This is a genomic window from Streptomyces bathyalis, from assembly GCF_015910445.1.
GTDB lineage: Bacteria > Actinomycetota > Actinomycetes > Streptomycetales > Streptomycetaceae > Streptomyces > Streptomyces bathyalis.
This window is the reverse complement of record NZ_CP048882.1, coordinates 1,841,275-1,857,118: the sequence shown is the minus strand read 5'-3', so window position 1 is coordinate 1,857,118 and position 15,844 is coordinate 1,841,275. Positions and strand designations below refer to the sequence as shown.

Sequence of the window (15,844 nt, the reverse complement as noted above, 5' to 3'; positions counted from 1 at the left end):
CGACCTGACCCAGTACCCAGACGCGAAGGATCCGCGAACGCCGTGTTCGACACTCTCTCCGATCGCCTCGCAGCGACCTTCAAGAACCTCCGGGGCAAGGGCCGCTTGTCCGAGGCGGACATCGACGCCACGGCGCGTGAGATCCGTATCGCCCTGCTGGAGGCGGACGTCGCGCTCCCCGTCGTGCGCGCCTTCATCAAGCAGGTCAAGGAGCGTGCCGTAGGGAGCGAGGTCTCCCAGGCGCTGAACCCCGCCCAGCAGGTCATCAAGATCGTCAACGAGGAGCTCATCGGCATCCTCGGTGGCGAGACCCGCCGCCTGCGGTACGCGAAGAACCCGCCGACCGTGATCATGCTCGCCGGCCTGCAGGGTTCCGGTAAGACGACCCTGGCGGGAAAGCTGGGCCGCTGGCTCAAGCAGCAGGGGCACGAGCCGCTGCTCGTCGCGTGTGACCTTCAGCGTCCCAACGCCGTGAACCAGCTCTCCGTCGTGGCCGAGCGTGCCGGTGTCGCGGTCTTCGCGCCCGAGCCCGGCAACGGCGTCGGAGACCCGGTGAAGGTCGCCGAGGACTCCGTGGTCCACGCCCGGGAGAAGCACCACGACGTCATCGTCGTCGACACCGCGGGCCGCCTCGGTATCGACGAGGAGCTGATGCGGCAGGCCGCCGACATCCGGGACGCGGTCAGCCCCGACGAGATCCTCTTCGTCGTCGACGCGATGATCGGCCAGGACGCGGTCACCACCGCCGAGGCCTTCCGCGACGGCGTCGGCTTCGACGGCGTGGTGCTCTCGAAGCTCGACGGCGACGCACGAGGCGGCGCCGCCCTCTCGGTCGCCCAGGTGACCGGCAAGCAGGTCATGTTCGCCTCCAACGGCGAGAAGCTGGACGACTTCGACGCGTTCCACCCGGACCGCATGGCGTCCCGCATCCTCGGCATGGGCGACATGCTCACGCTCATCGAGAAGGCCGAGCAGACCTTCAGCCAGCAAGAGGCCGAGAAGATGGCCGCGAAGCTGCAGAAGGGGCCCAAGGAGTTCACGCTCGACGACTTCCTGGCGCAGATGGAGCAGGTCCGCAAGATGGGCTCCATCTCGAAGCTGCTCGGCATGATGCCCGGCATGGGCCAGATGAAGGAGCAGATCAACGACCTCGACGAGCGCGAGGTCGACCGCACGGCCGCCATCATCAAGTCGATGACGCCGGGCGAGCGCGCCGAGCCCACCCTCATCAACGGCTCCCGTCGGGCACGCATCGCGCGGGGCTCCGGCGTCGAGGTCAGCGCGGTGAAGAACCTCGTGGAGCGGTTCTTCGAGGCCCGCAAGATGATGTCCCGCATGGCGCAGGGCGGCGGAATGCCTGGTATGCCGGGAATGCCCGGCATGGGCGGCGCAGGGAAGAAGAAGGCGAAGCAGCAGAAGAAGGCCAAGGGCAAGCGCCAGTCGGGCAACCCGATGAAGCGCAAGCAGGAGGAGCAGGCCGCCGCCGAGCGCAAGGCGGCGGGTGCGGGCAGCGCGTTCGGCGGCGCGGGCGCGGCGCAGGGCCCGGAGGACTTCGAACTTCCGCAGGAGTTCAAGGACATGCTGCCCCCGAAGTGAACCATCGGGCGCGGGGGCGGATGATGTCGTGCATGCGCGTATACATCCGGCCCCCGCAGCCCGGCGACGAGACCGCCTACCGAGAGGCGGTACTCCGCTCGGCGGACCACCTCAGCCCCTGGAACCCCGTCGAGCCGGAAGGTCTCCCCGACCTCTTGCGGCGTCAGGGCCCCGCGCTGCGCAGCTTCATGATCTTCGACAGCGAGGACCACGGTCTGGTGGGCCGCGTCAACGTCGCGAACATCGTCCGTGCCCGCTTCTGCAACGGCTCGCTCGGCTACGACAGCTACGTGCCGTACGAGGGCACCGGCCGCATGACCGAAGGGATGCGGCTCATCGTCGACCAGTGCTTCGAGAGCGCCCCGCAGGGGCTCGGGCTGCACCGCCTGGAGATCAACGTCCAGCCGGAGAACCACCGCTCCACCGCCATGGCGCGCCGCCTCGGGTTCCGGCACGAGGGGTTCTCCCCCCGGCTGCTCTTCCTCAACGACGCCTGGCGCGACCACGAGCGCTTCGCCATCACGGCGGAGGAGTGGCCGGAGGCACGCGCCGCGGGGCTGCGCGAACAGAGACGCAGCGGGAACGGCACGCGGTCGCAGAGGGCGGGCCAGCAGCCCGAGCCGGGCGCGGGCATGAGCGTCGAGCACTGACGGAACCGCACGTTCCACCGGGTGGCGGGGCGCACTGTCAGGGCGCGCGGGCGACGGCGGCCCGCATCCGATTCCGAGGGTCCCGCTGACACGACTCCTGTCCGCGGGCGCGCATGTGACGCCGCGCCAGAAGAAAGATGTACGGTACATGCCACTGGGGCCGTGCCCTTTCCGGTGCGGCTCCGGCGGCATTTCCGCCACCCCTTCGGACACCGGAGAGCCTTATGCGCAACAGATCCGTTCTGGCCGCACTGAGCCTCGCCGCGGCCCTCGTGGCCTCGGTTCCCGCACCGGCCTCCGCTGCGACCGGTTCGCCGGCTCCCGCCGGCGGCGGCACCGCCGGGACGGCGGCCGGATCCGCCCACTGCCCTCAGCTGTCGAAGAAGCTCGAGTGGCACGGGCACAACCGCGCCGCGCTCCAGCGCGTGATCGACGAGCGTGGCCGGTGCGGTCACCACACCAAGGGCGGCCACGAGCCCCGCCCGGTCGCCGCCTTCGACTGGGACAACACGATCACCAAGAACGACACGACGGACGTTACGCTCGCCTGGGCCCTTCACCACGACAAGATCCTCCAGCCCCGCCGGTGGGGCGACACCAGCGAGTGGCTCACCCCCGCCGCCGAGGGCGCTCTGACGGAGGCGTGCGGCAAGGCCGTGCCCGCGGGCCGCCCGCTGCCCACCTCCACCGACGACGACTGCACCGACGAGATCTTCGAGATCCGCACGGAAGCGCAGACCATGGACGGCCGCCCGGCATTCGGGGGCAAGTGGAACCACCGCCGGACGGTGCCCGAATACGCCTGGGTGGCCCAGCTGTTCGCCGGACACACTCCGGCCGAGGTCAAGCAGTACGCCGAGGCTGGCCGCAAGAAGAGCCTGGCCGCGCCCATCGGCAGCGAGATGAAGGTGGGCACCCACACGATGCCCGCCTACGTGCGCTATTACGAGCAGCAGAAGGACCTCATCAGCACGCTGCAGCGGGCCGGCTTCGACGTCTACATCGTCTCGGCGGGCGTCGAGTACGCGGCCGAGGCCTGGTCGAAGGGCGTGGGCATCGACGCCGAGCACACCATCGCCATCCGCAGCATCCTCCGCGACGGCCGCATCACCACGCGCAACGAAGGGTGCGGGGGCGCCCCGGCGAGCCGGGGCGAGACCATCCCGTACATCGACGGCAAGCGCTGCTGGGTCAACCAGGACATCTACGGGGTCAAGGGCCGCGCCGCCTGGAAGCAGCAGGACCGCGAGCACCGCATCGCCGTGGGCGGCGGCGACGCGGACACCGACGTCACCTTCGTACGTGACGCGACCGGCGCGCACCTCGTCCTCAACCGGAACAAGAACGAGGTGATGTGCCGGGCGTACGACAACGAGGACGGACGCTGGCTGCCCAACCCGATGTTCATCGAGCCGCTCCCGCAGAAGCCGGAGCCGTACCCGTGCTCCACGTCGGCGTACAACAGCGAGAACGGTGACCTCACGCCGGTACACCGCTACGACGGCAGCACAGTGCCTGACCAGAAGGACCGCGTCTTCGGCTGACCGCCCGCATGGGGGCGCAGGCCCTCCGCGTACGCACCCCGGCCCGCGGGGCACCCGACCTGGTGCCTAGCGGGCCGCCGTGTGCGTGGGGGAGCCAGTCAGACCGGCAGCGGCGAGCCCCCGGCCGTCCCGTCCCCGCAGATGCCGAGGAACTGGGCCGCCGTGGCGCCGACGTCCGCCAGCGACGCCGCGTCCGGGAGCAGAACGGGACCGGCGTCGCCGGTGCCCGGCCGGTGGACGAGTACCGGGACGAACTCGCGGGTGTGGAAGGCGTGCCCGATCACCGGGTCGTTGCCGTGGTCGGCGGTGACGATCAGCCGGTCGCCCGGACGGTTCAACTCCCGCAGCAGTGCGCCCAGTCCGGCGTCCGTCTCCTCCAGTACCGCACCGAAGCGCGCGGCGTCCTGCTGGTGCCCGGCCAGGTCGGTCTCCTGCACGTTCGCCACCACGAGAGCCGGCGTACCGCCTGCCTCTCCGGCGTGGCGTGCGGCGGAGACCGTGTGTGCCAGCACCTCCTCCGTACGCACGGCGGGGCGGCGCACCGCGCTGTCGCAGGCGAGGATGTCCGCCGCCTTGCCGACGAGGGTGACGTCGGCCCCGGCACGTGCCGCCAGCTCCGGCAGCTGCCTGGCGTGATCCACCGGTGCTCCGAGGTGCTGCACCCGCAGTCCGCCGTTGCGGTAGAAGCCGCTCGCGGGCGTGTCCAGCCCGACGGTGTCCCCGTCGCCGTGCCGCACGAAGTCCGGCAGCGGGCTCCCGGAACGGCCGCCCACCGCGATGACGCGCGCGACCGGCGCGGTGGCCCGCACCGTGCGGGCGACAGCGAGGATCCGCTCGAAAGGCTGGTCCTCGAGGCGGGCGGAGACGTTCCAGTTGATGCCGGGGTCGGCCTCCAGGTTGTCGTGCACGAGCATGTTCCCGTCCACCACGAGCACGGGCTCCCCGCCCAGCGACTCGACCTTGTGTCCGGCCTGTTCGAGCGCCGCGGTCACCTCCGCGAGGTGCTGTGCGAGGCGCGCGACGGCGACCCGGCTGAAGTCGGCGCCCATCATGGTCTGGTGACCGGCGTAGGTGTCCGCGCCGTCGTAGCCGAGGCGGGCCCGTCCGGCCGCGACGGGCAGCGCCGTCCCGGACGCGAGCGCGGGGTGCGGGCGCAGCAGGCCGAGGCCGAGGTCTCCCAGTGCGGGAAGCCGCAGGTGCCGGCCGTGTGCGGCGCGGTACCGGTCGAGGAGATGCCCGAGCGTGTCGGCTTCGAGATCGCCCGGCCGCAGCGCGCCCGCGTCGGGCATGGCCCCGATGCCGAGCCCGTCCAGGACGACGATGACGGTCCGGCCCGCGCTCGCCCCGGCTCCGGAACCGGCGACCGCGGCGCTCACAGGGCCCGTCCCAGCGGGTCGTACAGGCCGGTCAGCCGCGGCCGGCCCGAGGAGAGGCCCGCGACGACGGCGATGCTGCTGCGCGTGACGAACATCTGGGTGCGGAAGGCGAGGACCGCCGTGTCGCCCGCCCGTACCGGCGCGGCGCCCGGCGGGGGAGCGTCCAGGAGCCGGTAGTAGTCGATGTTCTCTGCCGGCATCTCCTGCACGGGCAGCCGCAGACCGGCGCGCGGCAGCAGCGCGTCCCTGATCCCCGCGCGGGGGTAGAAGCCCCCTCCCAGCAGGGCGGGCCGGCCGTCGGCAAGAGTGTGGGAGACCTCGGTGACATAGACGTAGCCGGGCCGTTCCGGCTGGCCGGGGTCGAGCGCGTGCAACGGTGTCGTACCGGTCAGGGCGTGACCGGGTTCGCCGTGCGTTGCGCCGAGCCGGGCGAGCAGCGGCAGCGCGGCGGCCGAAGTGGCGCCCGGTGCACTGAGCTTGAGGCCCTGGTGGCCTCGGTTCTCCAGGCGCGCGCGGGCCTCACGCAGCAGCGTGAACGTCCCCGTGGGCAGAGGAGCGCCCGTCGACGGATCGCACAGCAGGCACGGGAAGCCGGTGACGCCCGCGATCCGGATGCCCGGCATCGCTTCGGCCTCGTCCGCGAAGGCATCGACGCCGTCGGGCGGGACACCGCCCTCCTGGCCCGGGTAGACCGAGCCGGGTGCTCCCGCCAGCCGCAGCAGGACGTCCTGCACGAATCCCTGGCGCTGTGCTTCGTCGGACACGGCGCGGGCGTTGTCGGCGTCGAAGACGGTGACGGCCTCCGGGCGCCATTCGAGCATCCCGGCCAGCGCGCGCCGCGGGATCTGCACCAGGTGCCCGATGTTGCCCGCGAGAGCTCCGGCGGAGTGGAGGGCGCGTGCCTCGGGTGCGTCGATGGCCGCGGACCTCGGAAGGTGGCGGGCCACCACGGCTATCAGCTCCGGGTTGCGTCCCAGCTGCTTCACGACGAACCACAGGGACAGGCCCAGCTCCTCGGCCCTCTCCGCGAGCAGCGCCGCGTTCCCCTCCACGGCGTCGCGGTCGACGACGTAGGTGTCCGGCGGTATCGCGCCGTCCCGGTGCAGCGAGGCAGCCGTGTCCGCGAGCTGGGGATTGCGGGCGAGGACGGTGTCGAGGAACAAGATCGGCCCTTCGGGACGGCTGGACGGTCGTGACCGTGGTCTGCGCGTGGTCGGTACGGAGACGGTCGGCGGGACGTGGGCCGGCGCATGTGCCTGAACAGGGCCCGGGCCCGCGTCGCGGACGGATCGGTGCCGGCTCGGCGTCAGCTCCCTCCCGTCCCGTGTGCGGTGTACAGGTCCTCCAGCGCGCGGCGGAGGATGTCCAGGACGAGATCGGCGCCCGCCCGCATCGGGTTGATCCGCACCGTCCAGTCGGCGAGCCGGGGTTCGTCGTCCAGGGACGAGGAGGACATGCGGTAGAACAACGGGGCCACCTCGTAGCGCGAGTTGGCGCCGACCGGGTACGGGGCCGCCCCGTACCGCGCGGCGTACGCGGGCAGTTCGCGGGCCAGCGGCCGGTCCAGGCGTACCACCAGGGCGCGGTCCTGCACGTTGGCGATGCGCACCTCCGCCACGCCGGGAACCTCGCCCGCCTCCAGCCGTTCGGCGATCTCGGTGCCCGTCCGCGACTGCAGCGCCCACATCACCGGTACGTGCGTCAGTGCCCGCAGCGCGTCCAGCGCCTGGTGACCCTGGACCTGGCCACCGCCCGAGTAGTTGTCGGCGTGCACCTGCCCGACGATCTCCCGCGAGCCGACGACGGCGCCCACACCCTCGGGGCCGTGCAGCTTGAACAGCGAGAAGCACGAGACCTCGGCGCCCATCCCGACGCCGCTCACCGGCACCCGGAAGACCGTGTAGTTGTCGTCGACGACCGTGCGGACTCCTGCCGCCCGGCACAGCTCGACCACCTCTCGCAGGTCGTAGGAGTCTCCGAGGCGTTGCCGGGAGTGCTGGACGTAGGCGTGGCGGAACTCGCCGCTCGCCAGGGCGGATTCGAGTGCCGTCCGGTCGTTGAAGTCAGCCTCGTGGGTGCGGACGCCCAGCCCGCGCAGCGTGACCGCGGTGGTGCGGTAGACGGGGGCGCGGTGGATGAGCAGGGGGTCGCCCGCGGTGAGCACCGCGCCGAGGGCGCTGCGGATCGCTCCGGTGCCCGCGCCCTGCACGAGCGCCGCCGCTCCGGCTCCGAAGAAGTCCGCCAGTACCGCCTCCACGCGGGCGGTCGTGCGCGGCCTGCCCGGTCCGGGCACCACACCGGCGTCCGCCTCGAAGAGCTGCGTGCCCTCGAAGTGCCGCGCCGTGCACTCCAGAAGCCGGGACTGCTCCTGTACGGCCTCCTCCAGCGGCACGGTGGGAAGCGGGAACGTCCGCGGAAGTCGTGGCGGCCTCATCTCACAGCTCCTCGTCGTCGCTCGTGCCGCCCGTGAGGAAGCGCAGCGGATTGCGCCGGGTCAGCAGATCGATCAGGGCGTCGTCGGCTCCCGCCGCGCGCAGGCGCGGAAGGAACGAGCGGAAGAGGTGGCCGTACCCGGTGCCGCCCTTGCTCGTGAGATAGCCGTACCGCGAGATGTCGCAGCTGAGCAGCACCCGGTCGGCGTGCCCTGCCTCCAGGAGCGCGAGCAGCAGCCGCAGCCGTGCGTCGTCGCTGACGTAGTTCTCCTTGCCGACGGTGTCGAAGGCGACGTACGCGCCTTCCGCGGCCAGCTCGCGGTGGACCCCCGCGTCGTCCAGCAGGTCCTGGTGGCCGATGCTCACGCGGTGCGGCTCCAGGCCCGCCCCGGTCAGCAGCTCCAGCTGTGCGGGGCCGCCGCGTCCGAGCTGGGCGTGCGTCGCGACCGGCAGCCCGGTCGACTTGGCGGCGCGTGCGGCAGCGGTGAGCGTCAGGACCTCCTGGCCGCTGGGCGCGTCGCCGTGGCTGCCCGCCTCGCCGATGACACCGGGGCGTACGCCCGTGCCGTCGATCCCGCCCTCGATCTCGCGGACCAGCACCTCGGTGAGCTCGTCGACTCCGGCTCCCGCGGTCCCGGCCGGGTGGAAGCGTTCGTAGTACCAGCCCGTGCCCACCACGACCGCGACGCCCGACTCCCGCGAGATCCGCACCAGTGCCGCCACGTCCCGGCCCATGCCCCGGCATGTCAGCTCCACGACGAGGCCGAGGCCGAACTCCTCGCGCAGAGCGGCCAGTTCGGCGGTGACGGCCCCGCGATGCCGGTCGTCGAGCACGGCTGTGGGGTCTCCGCCGCTCGAGAGGTCCAGCGCCAGATGCTCATGCGCCAGGACCGGCCCGCGCACCCGCGCTGCTTCAAGCGGCCCGGAGACGGTGCGGAGCGGGTGCACAGGACGCTGCTCGTACATGGTCGGTGCTGCCTTCCCGGCCGGTGCCTGGACGACCGGCCCCGTCAGCTCTTGACGGGGGTGAACAGGTCCAGCCAGTACAGAAGATTGAGCAGCACTCCGCCCACGAGGACGGCGGCCGGCGCGGCCGCCATGCGCACCACGACCCGTCCCATCGCCTCGTTGAGCAGGTAGAGGCCGCCCACGATGAGGATGCCGAGCCCGCCGCCCATGGTGTTGGCCGCCAGCAGCGAGCCGAAGAGGATCGCCAGCCAGAGGCTCTCGCTGATCGCGTTCCGCAGGTGTTCGGAGGAGTCGCGTACGGACGGCAGGCGCCCCAGCATCCTGCCGATCCATGACAGGGCCAGCACCTCGATGGCGAAGATGGCCGCACCGGCGAGCAGCGCCAGCCACGGGCTCGGCAGCAGATATCCGACGGGGTAGACGAAGGTGAAGCCCGCGATCGCGTACGCGCCGGAGGCGAGCGCGGTGGTGGCGATCAGCGGAATGAAGCCGAAGACGCGGTAGAAGTCCACCTGGGCGGCGCCCGTGTAGTCCTCCTTGGCTATGAGGAAGCTCGTGGCCTCGCCGCCGCCGAACACGTGCATCTGCGCCAGCAGACACACCCCCGCGCCCAGCACCATGAACAGCGGCAGATGCTTGCGCAGCCGGGTGGCGCTCGCGCTGAAGAGCGACAGCATCGGATCTTCCAACTCGGCCTCGGTGACGGGCCGTTCGGGCCCGGTCGAGGCGTCCTTGCCCTCGGAGACCTCGGCCTTGGCCTTCTCCTCCCGGTCCGCCCGCCGCTGCCGCATGTCCTTGGCGGTCGCGAACCCGATGAGCATGACCACGCCCACGGCCATCGCCGCCGCTCCGGGGAACACATCGGGCCACAGCTTCATCGTGAGGATCACGAGCGCGAGTTCCACGACTCCGGCGATGCCGCCGCGGAGCTTGCCGAACTGCCTGGTGATCGCGAGCACCGGGAAGAGCGTGAAGAGGAAGAGGATCGGGGTGGCCATCTGCTGCATGGCTGTCAGGAAGTCGACCGGCAGATCGTGCGCGATGTCGTTGGCCCCGTTGAGTCCGAAGACGACGAGCGCGCCCCAGGCGCCGCCCAGCAGGGGAGCGAGCCACTTCTTCGGCGCGAGGAGCCCGAGCACGTCGGTCGGGAGGAAGAGCAGCCACGGGTTGAGCACTCCGGTGGACAGCGCCATCGGCGCGCCGAGCCCGAATATGAAGCCCGCGGAGAGGCCGAAGGAGACCGCCGTGGTGGCGCTGCGGTTGCTGCGGCCCTGGATGAAGTCGAGCATGAACGGACGTACGCCGTCGTTGAAGACGGCCAGCGCCAGGTGGGATATGAGCGCGGTCAGCGCGCACAGGAGGATGACGGTCGTCTTCTGCGCGAGAGAGAAGTCGAGGCCTTGTTCGCCTGCGCTCAGCGCGCCGGCCAGAACGGTGCTCACGGGGGTGCTCCTTCGGGTCCGGCGGTCAGCGGGTGTGCGCGGCGATGGCCCGCGCGATGACGGGTGCGGTCTCGGAGATCTGGTCCATGCCGAAGCCGAAGACCTTCTTTCCGTCCTCGAGCAGCGCGGTCACCTCCGCGTCGGTGGGGATGCCGCGCCCGAAGGTGTGGCACGTGCCGCTGCCCAGCACGCCGAGCAGCACCCCGAGGGAGGCTCCCGCACCGGTGTGGCAGGTGCCGAGGTAGTAGTCGGCCTGCCCGGCGCGCAGCTTCATCGCCGCATCCATGTCGCTGGAGACGGTGACCTCCAGGTCGCCGAGGCCCAGGTCTCCCAGGGCGTCGGCGACTTGGACCTTGCCGACCCCTCCGGTGAGGATCTTCGTCATGGCCGGCCTCCGTTCTGCTCTGCGGACGCGGCGTCCCGCACGCTCTCGCGCACGGCCGCCGCCGGGTTCCGGGCCGCCAGGACGGCCAGGTGCATGGCCAGGTAGCCCGTCTCGGATTCGGGGAGCGCCGCAGTGCCGAGGTCGCGTTCGGCCCGTGCGGCGATCTGCTGTGCCAGGCCTACGGCGTCGGGCCTGTCGGCCAGTTCGGCGGCCATCTGTTCTCCGGCGGCGGGGTCGTCGAGGGACTCGCCGTTCAGCAGCCGGTTCAGGGCCATCATCAGATGGCTTGTGAGCATGCCGGCGGTCTCCTCGGAGACGGGGAGTCCCGCGCGGGCCAGGCCCTTCAGCTCGCCTTCGACGAAGTCGGCCACTTCCGCGCGTACTTGACCGGTCTCCCGGAACAACTGGATCCGGAGAGCGAGTTTCTCCTCCAGCTTCTCCTGCATGACCCATCCTTCCGCTGCACGATCAGCGGCCACGACAATAATCAGGATTCTGCTTTTTGAGGAGACCCGGCGTCGTTCTTTCTTTCGCCCGTTCGTGCCGATCAGCCGGTACGGGGGGTGAGGCGACGGGCGACGAAAGCGGCAGGAGGTGAGGAGGCAGGCGCCAACTGTCAGTACAACGGCACGCGTTCGCCCCGCAGGACCTCTCCCTGCACGTCGGTCACCATCCCGAAGTCCAGCGAGGCCCGCACGGCGTCGAGTGCGGACGATTCCCCGGTCCGCCCGATCAGCGCGGCGCTGGAGTTCCGCGACGCGAGCTCGCTGGTGATCTCCTCGTCCAGCGGCAGGACTTCGACGTCCGGGCCCAGGTGGTCGCGGACCTCGTCGAGATTCCACACGGTGGCGTCGACCCGGCCCTGCGCGAAGAGCTCCCGCAGCTGCATGTACGAGGACTCCACCCACTCGATGTCCTCACGCCGGGCGAACGCCCTTGCCGCCAGCATCCGCAGGTCCTCGGAGGAGGAGTCGACGGCGACGCGCAGCCCCTTCGTCCCCAGCGCGGTCCCGCGACGCAGCAGAAGTCCGTGGGATCCCACGTACGTGCCCGGCCCCAGGTCGGCGACCAGCTCGACCGGATGGTCCTCGGCGATCCGGTCGGCGGCGAAGCGCGAGAGCACGACGAGATCGGCCTTGCCCTCCAGAAGTGCGCCGAGCCGCGTGGAGGCGCCCCGCATGAAGGTGATGGCGAACGGGGCTCCGGCCTGCTCGAAGGCGGCCCTGAGCCCGGTGGCCAGGCCCTCGTACCGGTGGGAGTACGGCAGGGGCATCGCCGCGAGGAGTGTGCCGAGGCCTGCGAGCCGCCACAGTATGGCCCGGTCGGCGTGCACGAGGAACGTGCCGAGGTGACCGCGGGCCCTGGTCTCGACGGCCCCGGCCTCCTCCAGGAGTTGCAGCCCCGCCTGTACCGTCCCGTTCCCCACCTTCAATTCGCCGGCGAAGTCACGCAGACGTGGAAGACGTGTGTCCGCTTCGTGATTCAGCAGCAGTGCGGCCAGCTGACGTGCTGCCATGCCGTTGCGGGTGAGGAAGCGCTCGTCGGCGCCACTGATCATGCGGCGGATAATATCCAGAATCCTGGATATTGCCAACGGGTGCCGGTACGTGATCCTGCTCTCTCCCTGGTCGCAGGGGCCGCCCCGGTGCACATCGCACCGGGGAATGTCGGTATGGTCACCGAGGTGTACCGATCGCTCCCGACGGACCTCTTCGGAGGTACGTCCGGGATGGCCGGGCTGAGCGGGTTCTCGCCCGGCTGGAGCGACACCGTCGCAACTGACCGGTACGTGCAAATTACTTAGGTTGTCCCGGAATCGGAACACTGAGGCGGTCCGACTCGTTGTGTACGACGTGAGCACGACACCACCAGTTCTCGCCGCCGAGCTGGCAGCTGCCTGGGCGGATATTCAGAGGCACCACCCCGAGCTGCCGGATCTGGCCGCGCCCGAATCGCTGATCGGAGAGTCCTCGTCCGCATGCGGCGACGGGCTCTCCTTCGAGAGGCTTCTTCACGAGGCCGTCCACGGAATCGCCGCCGCGCGCGGTATCAGAGACACCTCGCGCGCGGGCCGCTACCACAACCGCAGATTCCTCGCCGTCGCCGAGGAGTTGGGCCTGTCGCATCCGGAGGAGCCCCACGCGAGCAGCGGCTTCTCGCTCGTGGTGCCCTCTCCCGACACCAGGCGGCGCTACCGGCCGACCATCGAGCGTCTCGAGCGCGCACTGAAGGCGTACAACGCCGCGACCGGGACGGACGGCGGCGGAAGCTTCCGCGGCCCCGCGGCCCGTCACGGCTCCAGTGGCGGCGGTGTGCGCGTCAAGGCCGTCTGCGACTGCGGGCGGAACGTGCGCGTGGTCCCGTCGGTGCTGGCGCAGGCGCCGATCATGTGCGGAGCGTGTGGCAAGCCGTTCAGCATCCCGGACACCCCGGTGGAGCGCAGCGCTTCCTCGGACTCCGGGGAGGACAGGGTCGAAGCCGTGGCCGCGGTCGGCTGAGGCCTGACGAGACCACTGACTGCCGGGGCGGGTTCGCCGTACCGCCCCGGCAGTTGTGCACCATGAGCGGGTCCGGATGCGGGTTCGGCCGGGCGCGTCGCGTGTGGCATCATGGTGCGCTGTACTCGACAGTCGCAAAGGACCCCTCTCTCCTACGGCTGACGCGTCCATCGGACCTCCGGGTACCGCAACCCCACGTGGTCACCCGTTGTGTCCACCCACGTCAAGACCAGGAGACACCACAGCAGTGGCAGTCAAGATCAAGCTGAAGCGACTGGGCAAGATCCGCTCGCCGCACTACCGCATCATCGTCGCCGACTCCCGCACGCGCCGTGACGGCCGCGCCATCGAGGAGATCGGCCTGTACCACCCGGTGCAGAACCCGTCGCGCATCGAGGTCGACTCGGAGCGCGTCCAGTACTGGCTGGGTGTCGGCGCACAGCCGACCGAGCCCGTCGCGGCAATCCTCAAGGTCACCGGTGACTGGCAGAAGTTCAAGGGTCTGCCCGCCCCCGAGCCGATGAAGGTCGCCGAGCCGAAGGCCGACAAGAAGGCCCTCTTCGAGGCTGCGGCCAAGGAGTCGGCGGACGAGCCCAAGGGCGAAGCGATCACCAAGAAGGCCAAGAAGGCCGACAAGAAGGCAGACGAGGCTGACAAGGCCGAGTCCTCCACTGAGTCGACCGGGGCCTGATCATGCTCGAGGAGGCCCTCGAGCACTTGGTGAAGGGCATCGTCGACAATCCGGACGAGGTGCAGGTCGAAGCCCGCACCTTGCGCCGTGGGCGCGTGCTCGAGGTCCGGGTTCACCCCGACGACCTCGGCAAGGTGATCGGCCGCAGTGGCCGCACCGCGCGTGCTCTGCGTACGGTCGTGAGCGCCCTCGGCGGCCGTGGTGTCCGCGTCGACCTCGTCGATGTGGACCAGGTGCGCTGAGCACCCGCACAAGACAGCACCGGCACGGGCCGGGGACGGCATCGGCCGGCCCCGGCCCGTGTTCGCGTCCGGGCACCGCTCCCGCGGTCCGCGGCGGACGCAGCACGAGCAGGTCGAGTCAGGTCGAGCACGGAGAGACACAGTGCAGCTAGTCGTCGCACGCATCGGCCGCGCCCACGGCATCAAGGGCGAGGTCACCGTCGAAGTGCGCACGGACGAACCGGAGTCGAGGCTCGCTCCGGGCGCCGTGCTCGCCACCGACCCGCCCCGACCGCAGCCGCTGACCATCGAGCGCGGGCGTGTGCACAGCGGCCGGCTGCTGCTGCGGTTCGAAGGGGTCCAGGACCGCAGCGCGGCGGAGGCCCTGCGCAACACGCTGCTCATCGCCGAGGTCGATCCCGACGAACAGCCTGAGGACCCGGACGAGTTCTACGACCACCAGCTCATCGACCTCGACGTGGTCACCCGCGACGGTGCCTCCGTGGGCCGGATCGAAGAGGTCGCGCACCCGCCCGGCCAGGACCTTCTCGTGGTCAAGCGGGAGGACGGCAGCGAGGCACTCATCCCGTTCGTCACCGAGATCGTCCCCGAGGTGGACCTCGAGGCGCAGCGGGTCGTCATCGAGCCGCCGCCGGGGCTGCTGGAGGAGCCTGGCCCACGCGAGAAGGAGCAGCGCGAGACGGAGGACGGCGGACGGTGAGGATCGACGTCGTCACCATCTTCCCGGAGTACCTGGAGCCGCTGAACGTCTCGCTCGTCGGCAAGGCCCGTGCCCGCGGCCTGCTCGACGTCCACGTGCACGACCTGCGCAACTGGACGCACGACAGACACCACACCGTCGACGACACCCCGTACGGCGGCGGCCCCGGCATGGTCATGAAGCCGGAGCCGTGGGGCGAGGCGCTCGACGAGATCATCGGCGCGGCCGAGCCGCCACCCGTGCTCGTCGTGCCCACGCCCAGCGGCCGCCGCTTCGACCAGAAACTCGCCGTGGAGCTGTCCGCAGCCCCGTGGCTCGTCTTCACACCCGCCCGCTACGAGGGCATCGACCGCCGTGTGATCGACGAGTACGCCTCACGGCTGGACGTGCGCGAGGTCTCGGTCGGCGACTACGTCCTGGCCGGCGGCGAGGCGCCCGTCCTGGTCATGGTGGAGGCCGTCGCCCGCCTGCTGCCGGGTGTTCTCGGCAACGCCGAGTCCCACCAGGACGATTCCTTCGCGGCAGGGCCGATGGCCCAACTGCTGGAGGGCCCCGTCTACACGAAGCCCCCGGAGTGGCGGGACCGTGGCATCCCGGACGTGCTGCTCAGCGGCCACCACGGCCGGATCGCCCGCTGGCGCAGGGACCAGGCGCTGGCCCGCACGGCCGCGAACCGGCCCGATCTCATCGCCCGCTGCGACCCGGCCTCGCTCGACAAGCACGACCGCGCGGAGCTGGAACGGCTGGGCTGGAGCGAGGGCCCGGACGGCCGATTTTGGCCGACCGGGCAGCACGTGGAAGAATAGGCGGCTGCTCCGTATCCGGCGCGCGACCCTGCCACAGGGGGACCAACGCCCGCACGGGAGCGGCGCTCTCCAGTCAGCATCACGATCATTCCGCTGATGACCTGTGGCATCAGCGAGGAAAGCAGACGGTCATGTCTCAGCTTCTCGAAAACCTCGACGCGGCTTCGCTGCGTGACAACGTGCCGGCCTTCCGCCCCGGCGACACGGTCAACGTGCACGTGCGCGTGATCGAGGGCAACCGCTCACGTGTCCAGCAGTTCAAGGGCGTCGTCATCCGCCGCCAGGGTGGCGGTGTGCGGGAGACCTTCACCGTCCGCAAGGTCAGCTTCGGCGTCGGCGTCGAGCGCACCTTCCCGGTGCACACCCCGATCGTCGAGAAGATCGAGGTCGTCACCCGCGGTGACGTGCGGCGCGCCAAGCTCTACTACCTGCGCGAGCTCCGCGGCAAGGCCGCCAAGATCAAGGAGAAGCGCGAGAACTGATCGAGCTGTCCGAGGTCCGGCGGGCGACTAG

The 15,844-nt window shown here is 70.9% G+C and carries 16 protein-coding genes and 1 pseudogene; 9 read left to right on the top strand and 8 right to left on the bottom strand.

Annotation, left to right across the window (positions count from 1 at the left end; translation table 11 throughout):
* Nucleotides 1-42: 42 nt before the first annotated feature.
* The 3 genes and pseudogenes from ffh to G4Z16_RS07955 all read left to right on the top strand — a co-directional run bounded on the left by ffh (nt 43) and on the right by G4Z16_RS07955 (nt 3,790).
* Nucleotides 43-1,596 (top strand): signal recognition particle protein, encoded by a 1,554-nt coding sequence (gene ffh / locus G4Z16_RS07965; RefSeq protein WP_197350091.1) that lies wholly within the window; start codon nt 43-45, stop codon nt 1,594-1,596.
* Nucleotides 1,597-1,616: 20 nt separating this feature from the next.
* Nucleotides 1,617-2,135 (top strand): annotated as a pseudogene (locus tag G4Z16_RS07960) (GNAT family N-acetyltransferase); the annotation flags it as partial.
* Between the two features lie 335 nt (nt 2,136-2,470).
* Nucleotides 2,471-3,790, top strand: a complete 1,320-nt coding sequence (locus G4Z16_RS07955) for an HAD family hydrolase (protein WP_197350089.1) — start codon at nt 2,471-2,473, stop codon at nt 3,788-3,790.
* A gap of 98 nt (nt 3,791-3,888) precedes the next feature.
* Here the strand turns inward: G4Z16_RS07955 and G4Z16_RS07950 are convergent, their stop codons facing one another.
* The 8 genes from G4Z16_RS07950 to yhfZ form a co-directional block, all read right to left on the bottom strand.
* Nucleotides 3,889-5,166 (bottom strand): phosphopentomutase, encoded by a 1,278-nt coding sequence (locus tag G4Z16_RS07950; protein ID WP_425508059.1) that lies wholly within the window; start codon nt 5,164-5,166, stop codon nt 3,889-3,891.
* The gene (locus G4Z16_RS07945; protein ID WP_197350087.1) at nt 5,163-6,329 is read right to left on the bottom strand and encodes an alanine racemase; all 1,167 of its coding nucleotides are present in this window, start codon (nt 6,327-6,329) and stop codon (nt 5,163-5,165) included. Before G4Z16_RS07945 ends, G4Z16_RS07950 begins: the two co-directional genes overlap by 4 nt.
* Nucleotides 6,330-6,472: 143 nt before the next feature.
* On the bottom strand, nt 6,473-7,600 hold the full coding sequence (locus tag G4Z16_RS07940) for an aminotransferase class V-fold PLP-dependent enzyme (protein WP_197350085.1): 1,128 nt from the start codon (nt 7,598-7,600) through the stop codon (nt 6,473-6,475).
* 1 nt (nt 7,601) lies between these two features.
* Nucleotides 7,602-8,564 (bottom strand): phosphotriesterase family protein, encoded by a 963-nt coding sequence (locus tag G4Z16_RS07935; protein ID WP_197350084.1) that lies wholly within the window; start codon nt 8,562-8,564, stop codon nt 7,602-7,604.
* 44 nt (nt 8,565-8,608) lie between these two features.
* On the bottom strand, nt 8,609-10,009 hold the full coding sequence (locus G4Z16_RS07930; protein WP_425508058.1) for a YhfT family protein: 1,401 nt from the start codon (nt 10,007-10,009) through the stop codon (nt 8,609-8,611).
* Nucleotides 10,010-10,034: 25 nt separating this feature from the next.
* Nucleotides 10,035-10,394, bottom strand: coding sequence for a DUF2620 domain-containing protein (locus G4Z16_RS07925; protein ID WP_197350082.1), 360 nt, complete (start codon nt 10,392-10,394; stop codon nt 10,035-10,037).
* Nucleotides 10,391-10,828 (bottom strand): PRD domain-containing protein, encoded by a 438-nt coding sequence (locus tag G4Z16_RS07920; RefSeq protein WP_197354239.1) that lies wholly within the window; start codon nt 10,826-10,828, stop codon nt 10,391-10,393. Before G4Z16_RS07920 ends, G4Z16_RS07925 begins: the two co-directional genes overlap by 4 nt.
* A gap of 182 nt (nt 10,829-11,010) precedes the next feature.
* Nucleotides 11,011-11,952, bottom strand: a complete 942-nt coding sequence (gene yhfZ / locus G4Z16_RS07915) for a GntR family transcriptional regulator YhfZ (RefSeq protein WP_425508057.1) — start codon at nt 11,950-11,952, stop codon at nt 11,011-11,013.
* A 247-nt stretch (nt 11,953-12,199) separates the two neighbouring features.
* Here yhfZ and G4Z16_RS07910 point away from each other — a divergent pair, with 247 nt between their 5' ends.
* From G4Z16_RS07910 to rplS, 6 genes are all read left to right on the top strand, one after another.
* Entirely contained in the window at nt 12,200-12,892 is a 693-nt protein-coding gene (locus tag G4Z16_RS07910; RefSeq protein WP_246530729.1) for a hypothetical protein, read from the top strand.
* A 247-nt stretch (nt 12,893-13,139) separates the two neighbouring features.
* The gene (gene rpsP, locus G4Z16_RS07905) at nt 13,140-13,583 is read left to right on the top strand and encodes a 30S ribosomal protein S16 (protein ID WP_070010717.1); all 444 of its coding nucleotides are present in this window, start codon (nt 13,140-13,142) and stop codon (nt 13,581-13,583) included.
* Nucleotides 13,584-13,585: 2 nt separating this feature from the next.
* Entirely contained in the window at nt 13,586-13,825 is a 240-nt protein-coding gene (locus G4Z16_RS07900; protein WP_197350080.1) for an RNA-binding protein, read from the top strand.
* A gap of 142 nt (nt 13,826-13,967) precedes the next feature.
* Complete coding sequence (rimM, locus tag G4Z16_RS07895) at nt 13,968-14,525, top strand: ribosome maturation factor RimM (protein ID WP_197350078.1); 558 nt, start codon at nt 13,968-13,970, stop codon at nt 14,523-14,525.
* The gene (gene trmD / locus G4Z16_RS07890; protein ID WP_197350077.1) at nt 14,522-15,331 is read left to right on the top strand and encodes a tRNA (guanosine(37)-N1)-methyltransferase TrmD; all 810 of its coding nucleotides are present in this window, start codon (nt 14,522-14,524) and stop codon (nt 15,329-15,331) included. The genes rimM and trmD overlap by 4 nt, the downstream gene beginning before the upstream one ends.
* 131 nt (nt 15,332-15,462) lie before the next feature.
* A complete protein-coding gene (rplS, locus tag G4Z16_RS07885; protein ID WP_055486343.1) occupies nt 15,463-15,813 on the top strand; it encodes a 50S ribosomal protein L19 in 351 nt (116 codons plus the stop codon).
* Nucleotides 15,814-15,844: the final 31 nt, after the last annotated feature.

What these genes read in the sequence shown, in the direction of transcription:
- yhfZ (WP_425508057.1), bottom strand. Translation starts at nt 11,952, where the DNA reads ATGATCAGTGGCGCCGACGAGCGCTTCCTCACCCGCAACGGCATGGCA.
- rplS (WP_055486343.1), top strand. Translation starts at nt 15,463, where the DNA reads ATGTCTCAGCTTCTCGAAAACCTCGACGCGGCTTCGCTGCGTGACAAC.
- G4Z16_RS07955 (WP_197350089.1), top strand. Translation starts at nt 2,471, where the DNA reads ATGCGCAACAGATCCGTTCTGGCCGCACTGAGCCTCGCCGCGGCCCTC.
- G4Z16_RS07900 (WP_197350080.1), top strand. Translation starts at nt 13,586, where the DNA reads ATGCTCGAGGAGGCCCTCGAGCACTTGGTGAAGGGCATCGTCGACAAT.
- G4Z16_RS07925 (WP_197350082.1), bottom strand. Translation starts at nt 10,394, where the DNA reads ATGACGAAGATCCTCACCGGAGGGGTCGGCAAGGTCCAAGTCGCCGAC.
- G4Z16_RS07940 (WP_197350085.1), bottom strand. Translation starts at nt 7,600, where the DNA reads ATGAGGCCGCCACGACTTCCGCGGACGTTCCCGCTTCCCACCGTGCCG.
- G4Z16_RS07935 (WP_197350084.1), bottom strand. Translation starts at nt 8,564, where the DNA reads ATGTACGAGCAGCGTCCTGTGCACCCGCTCCGCACCGTCTCCGGGCCG.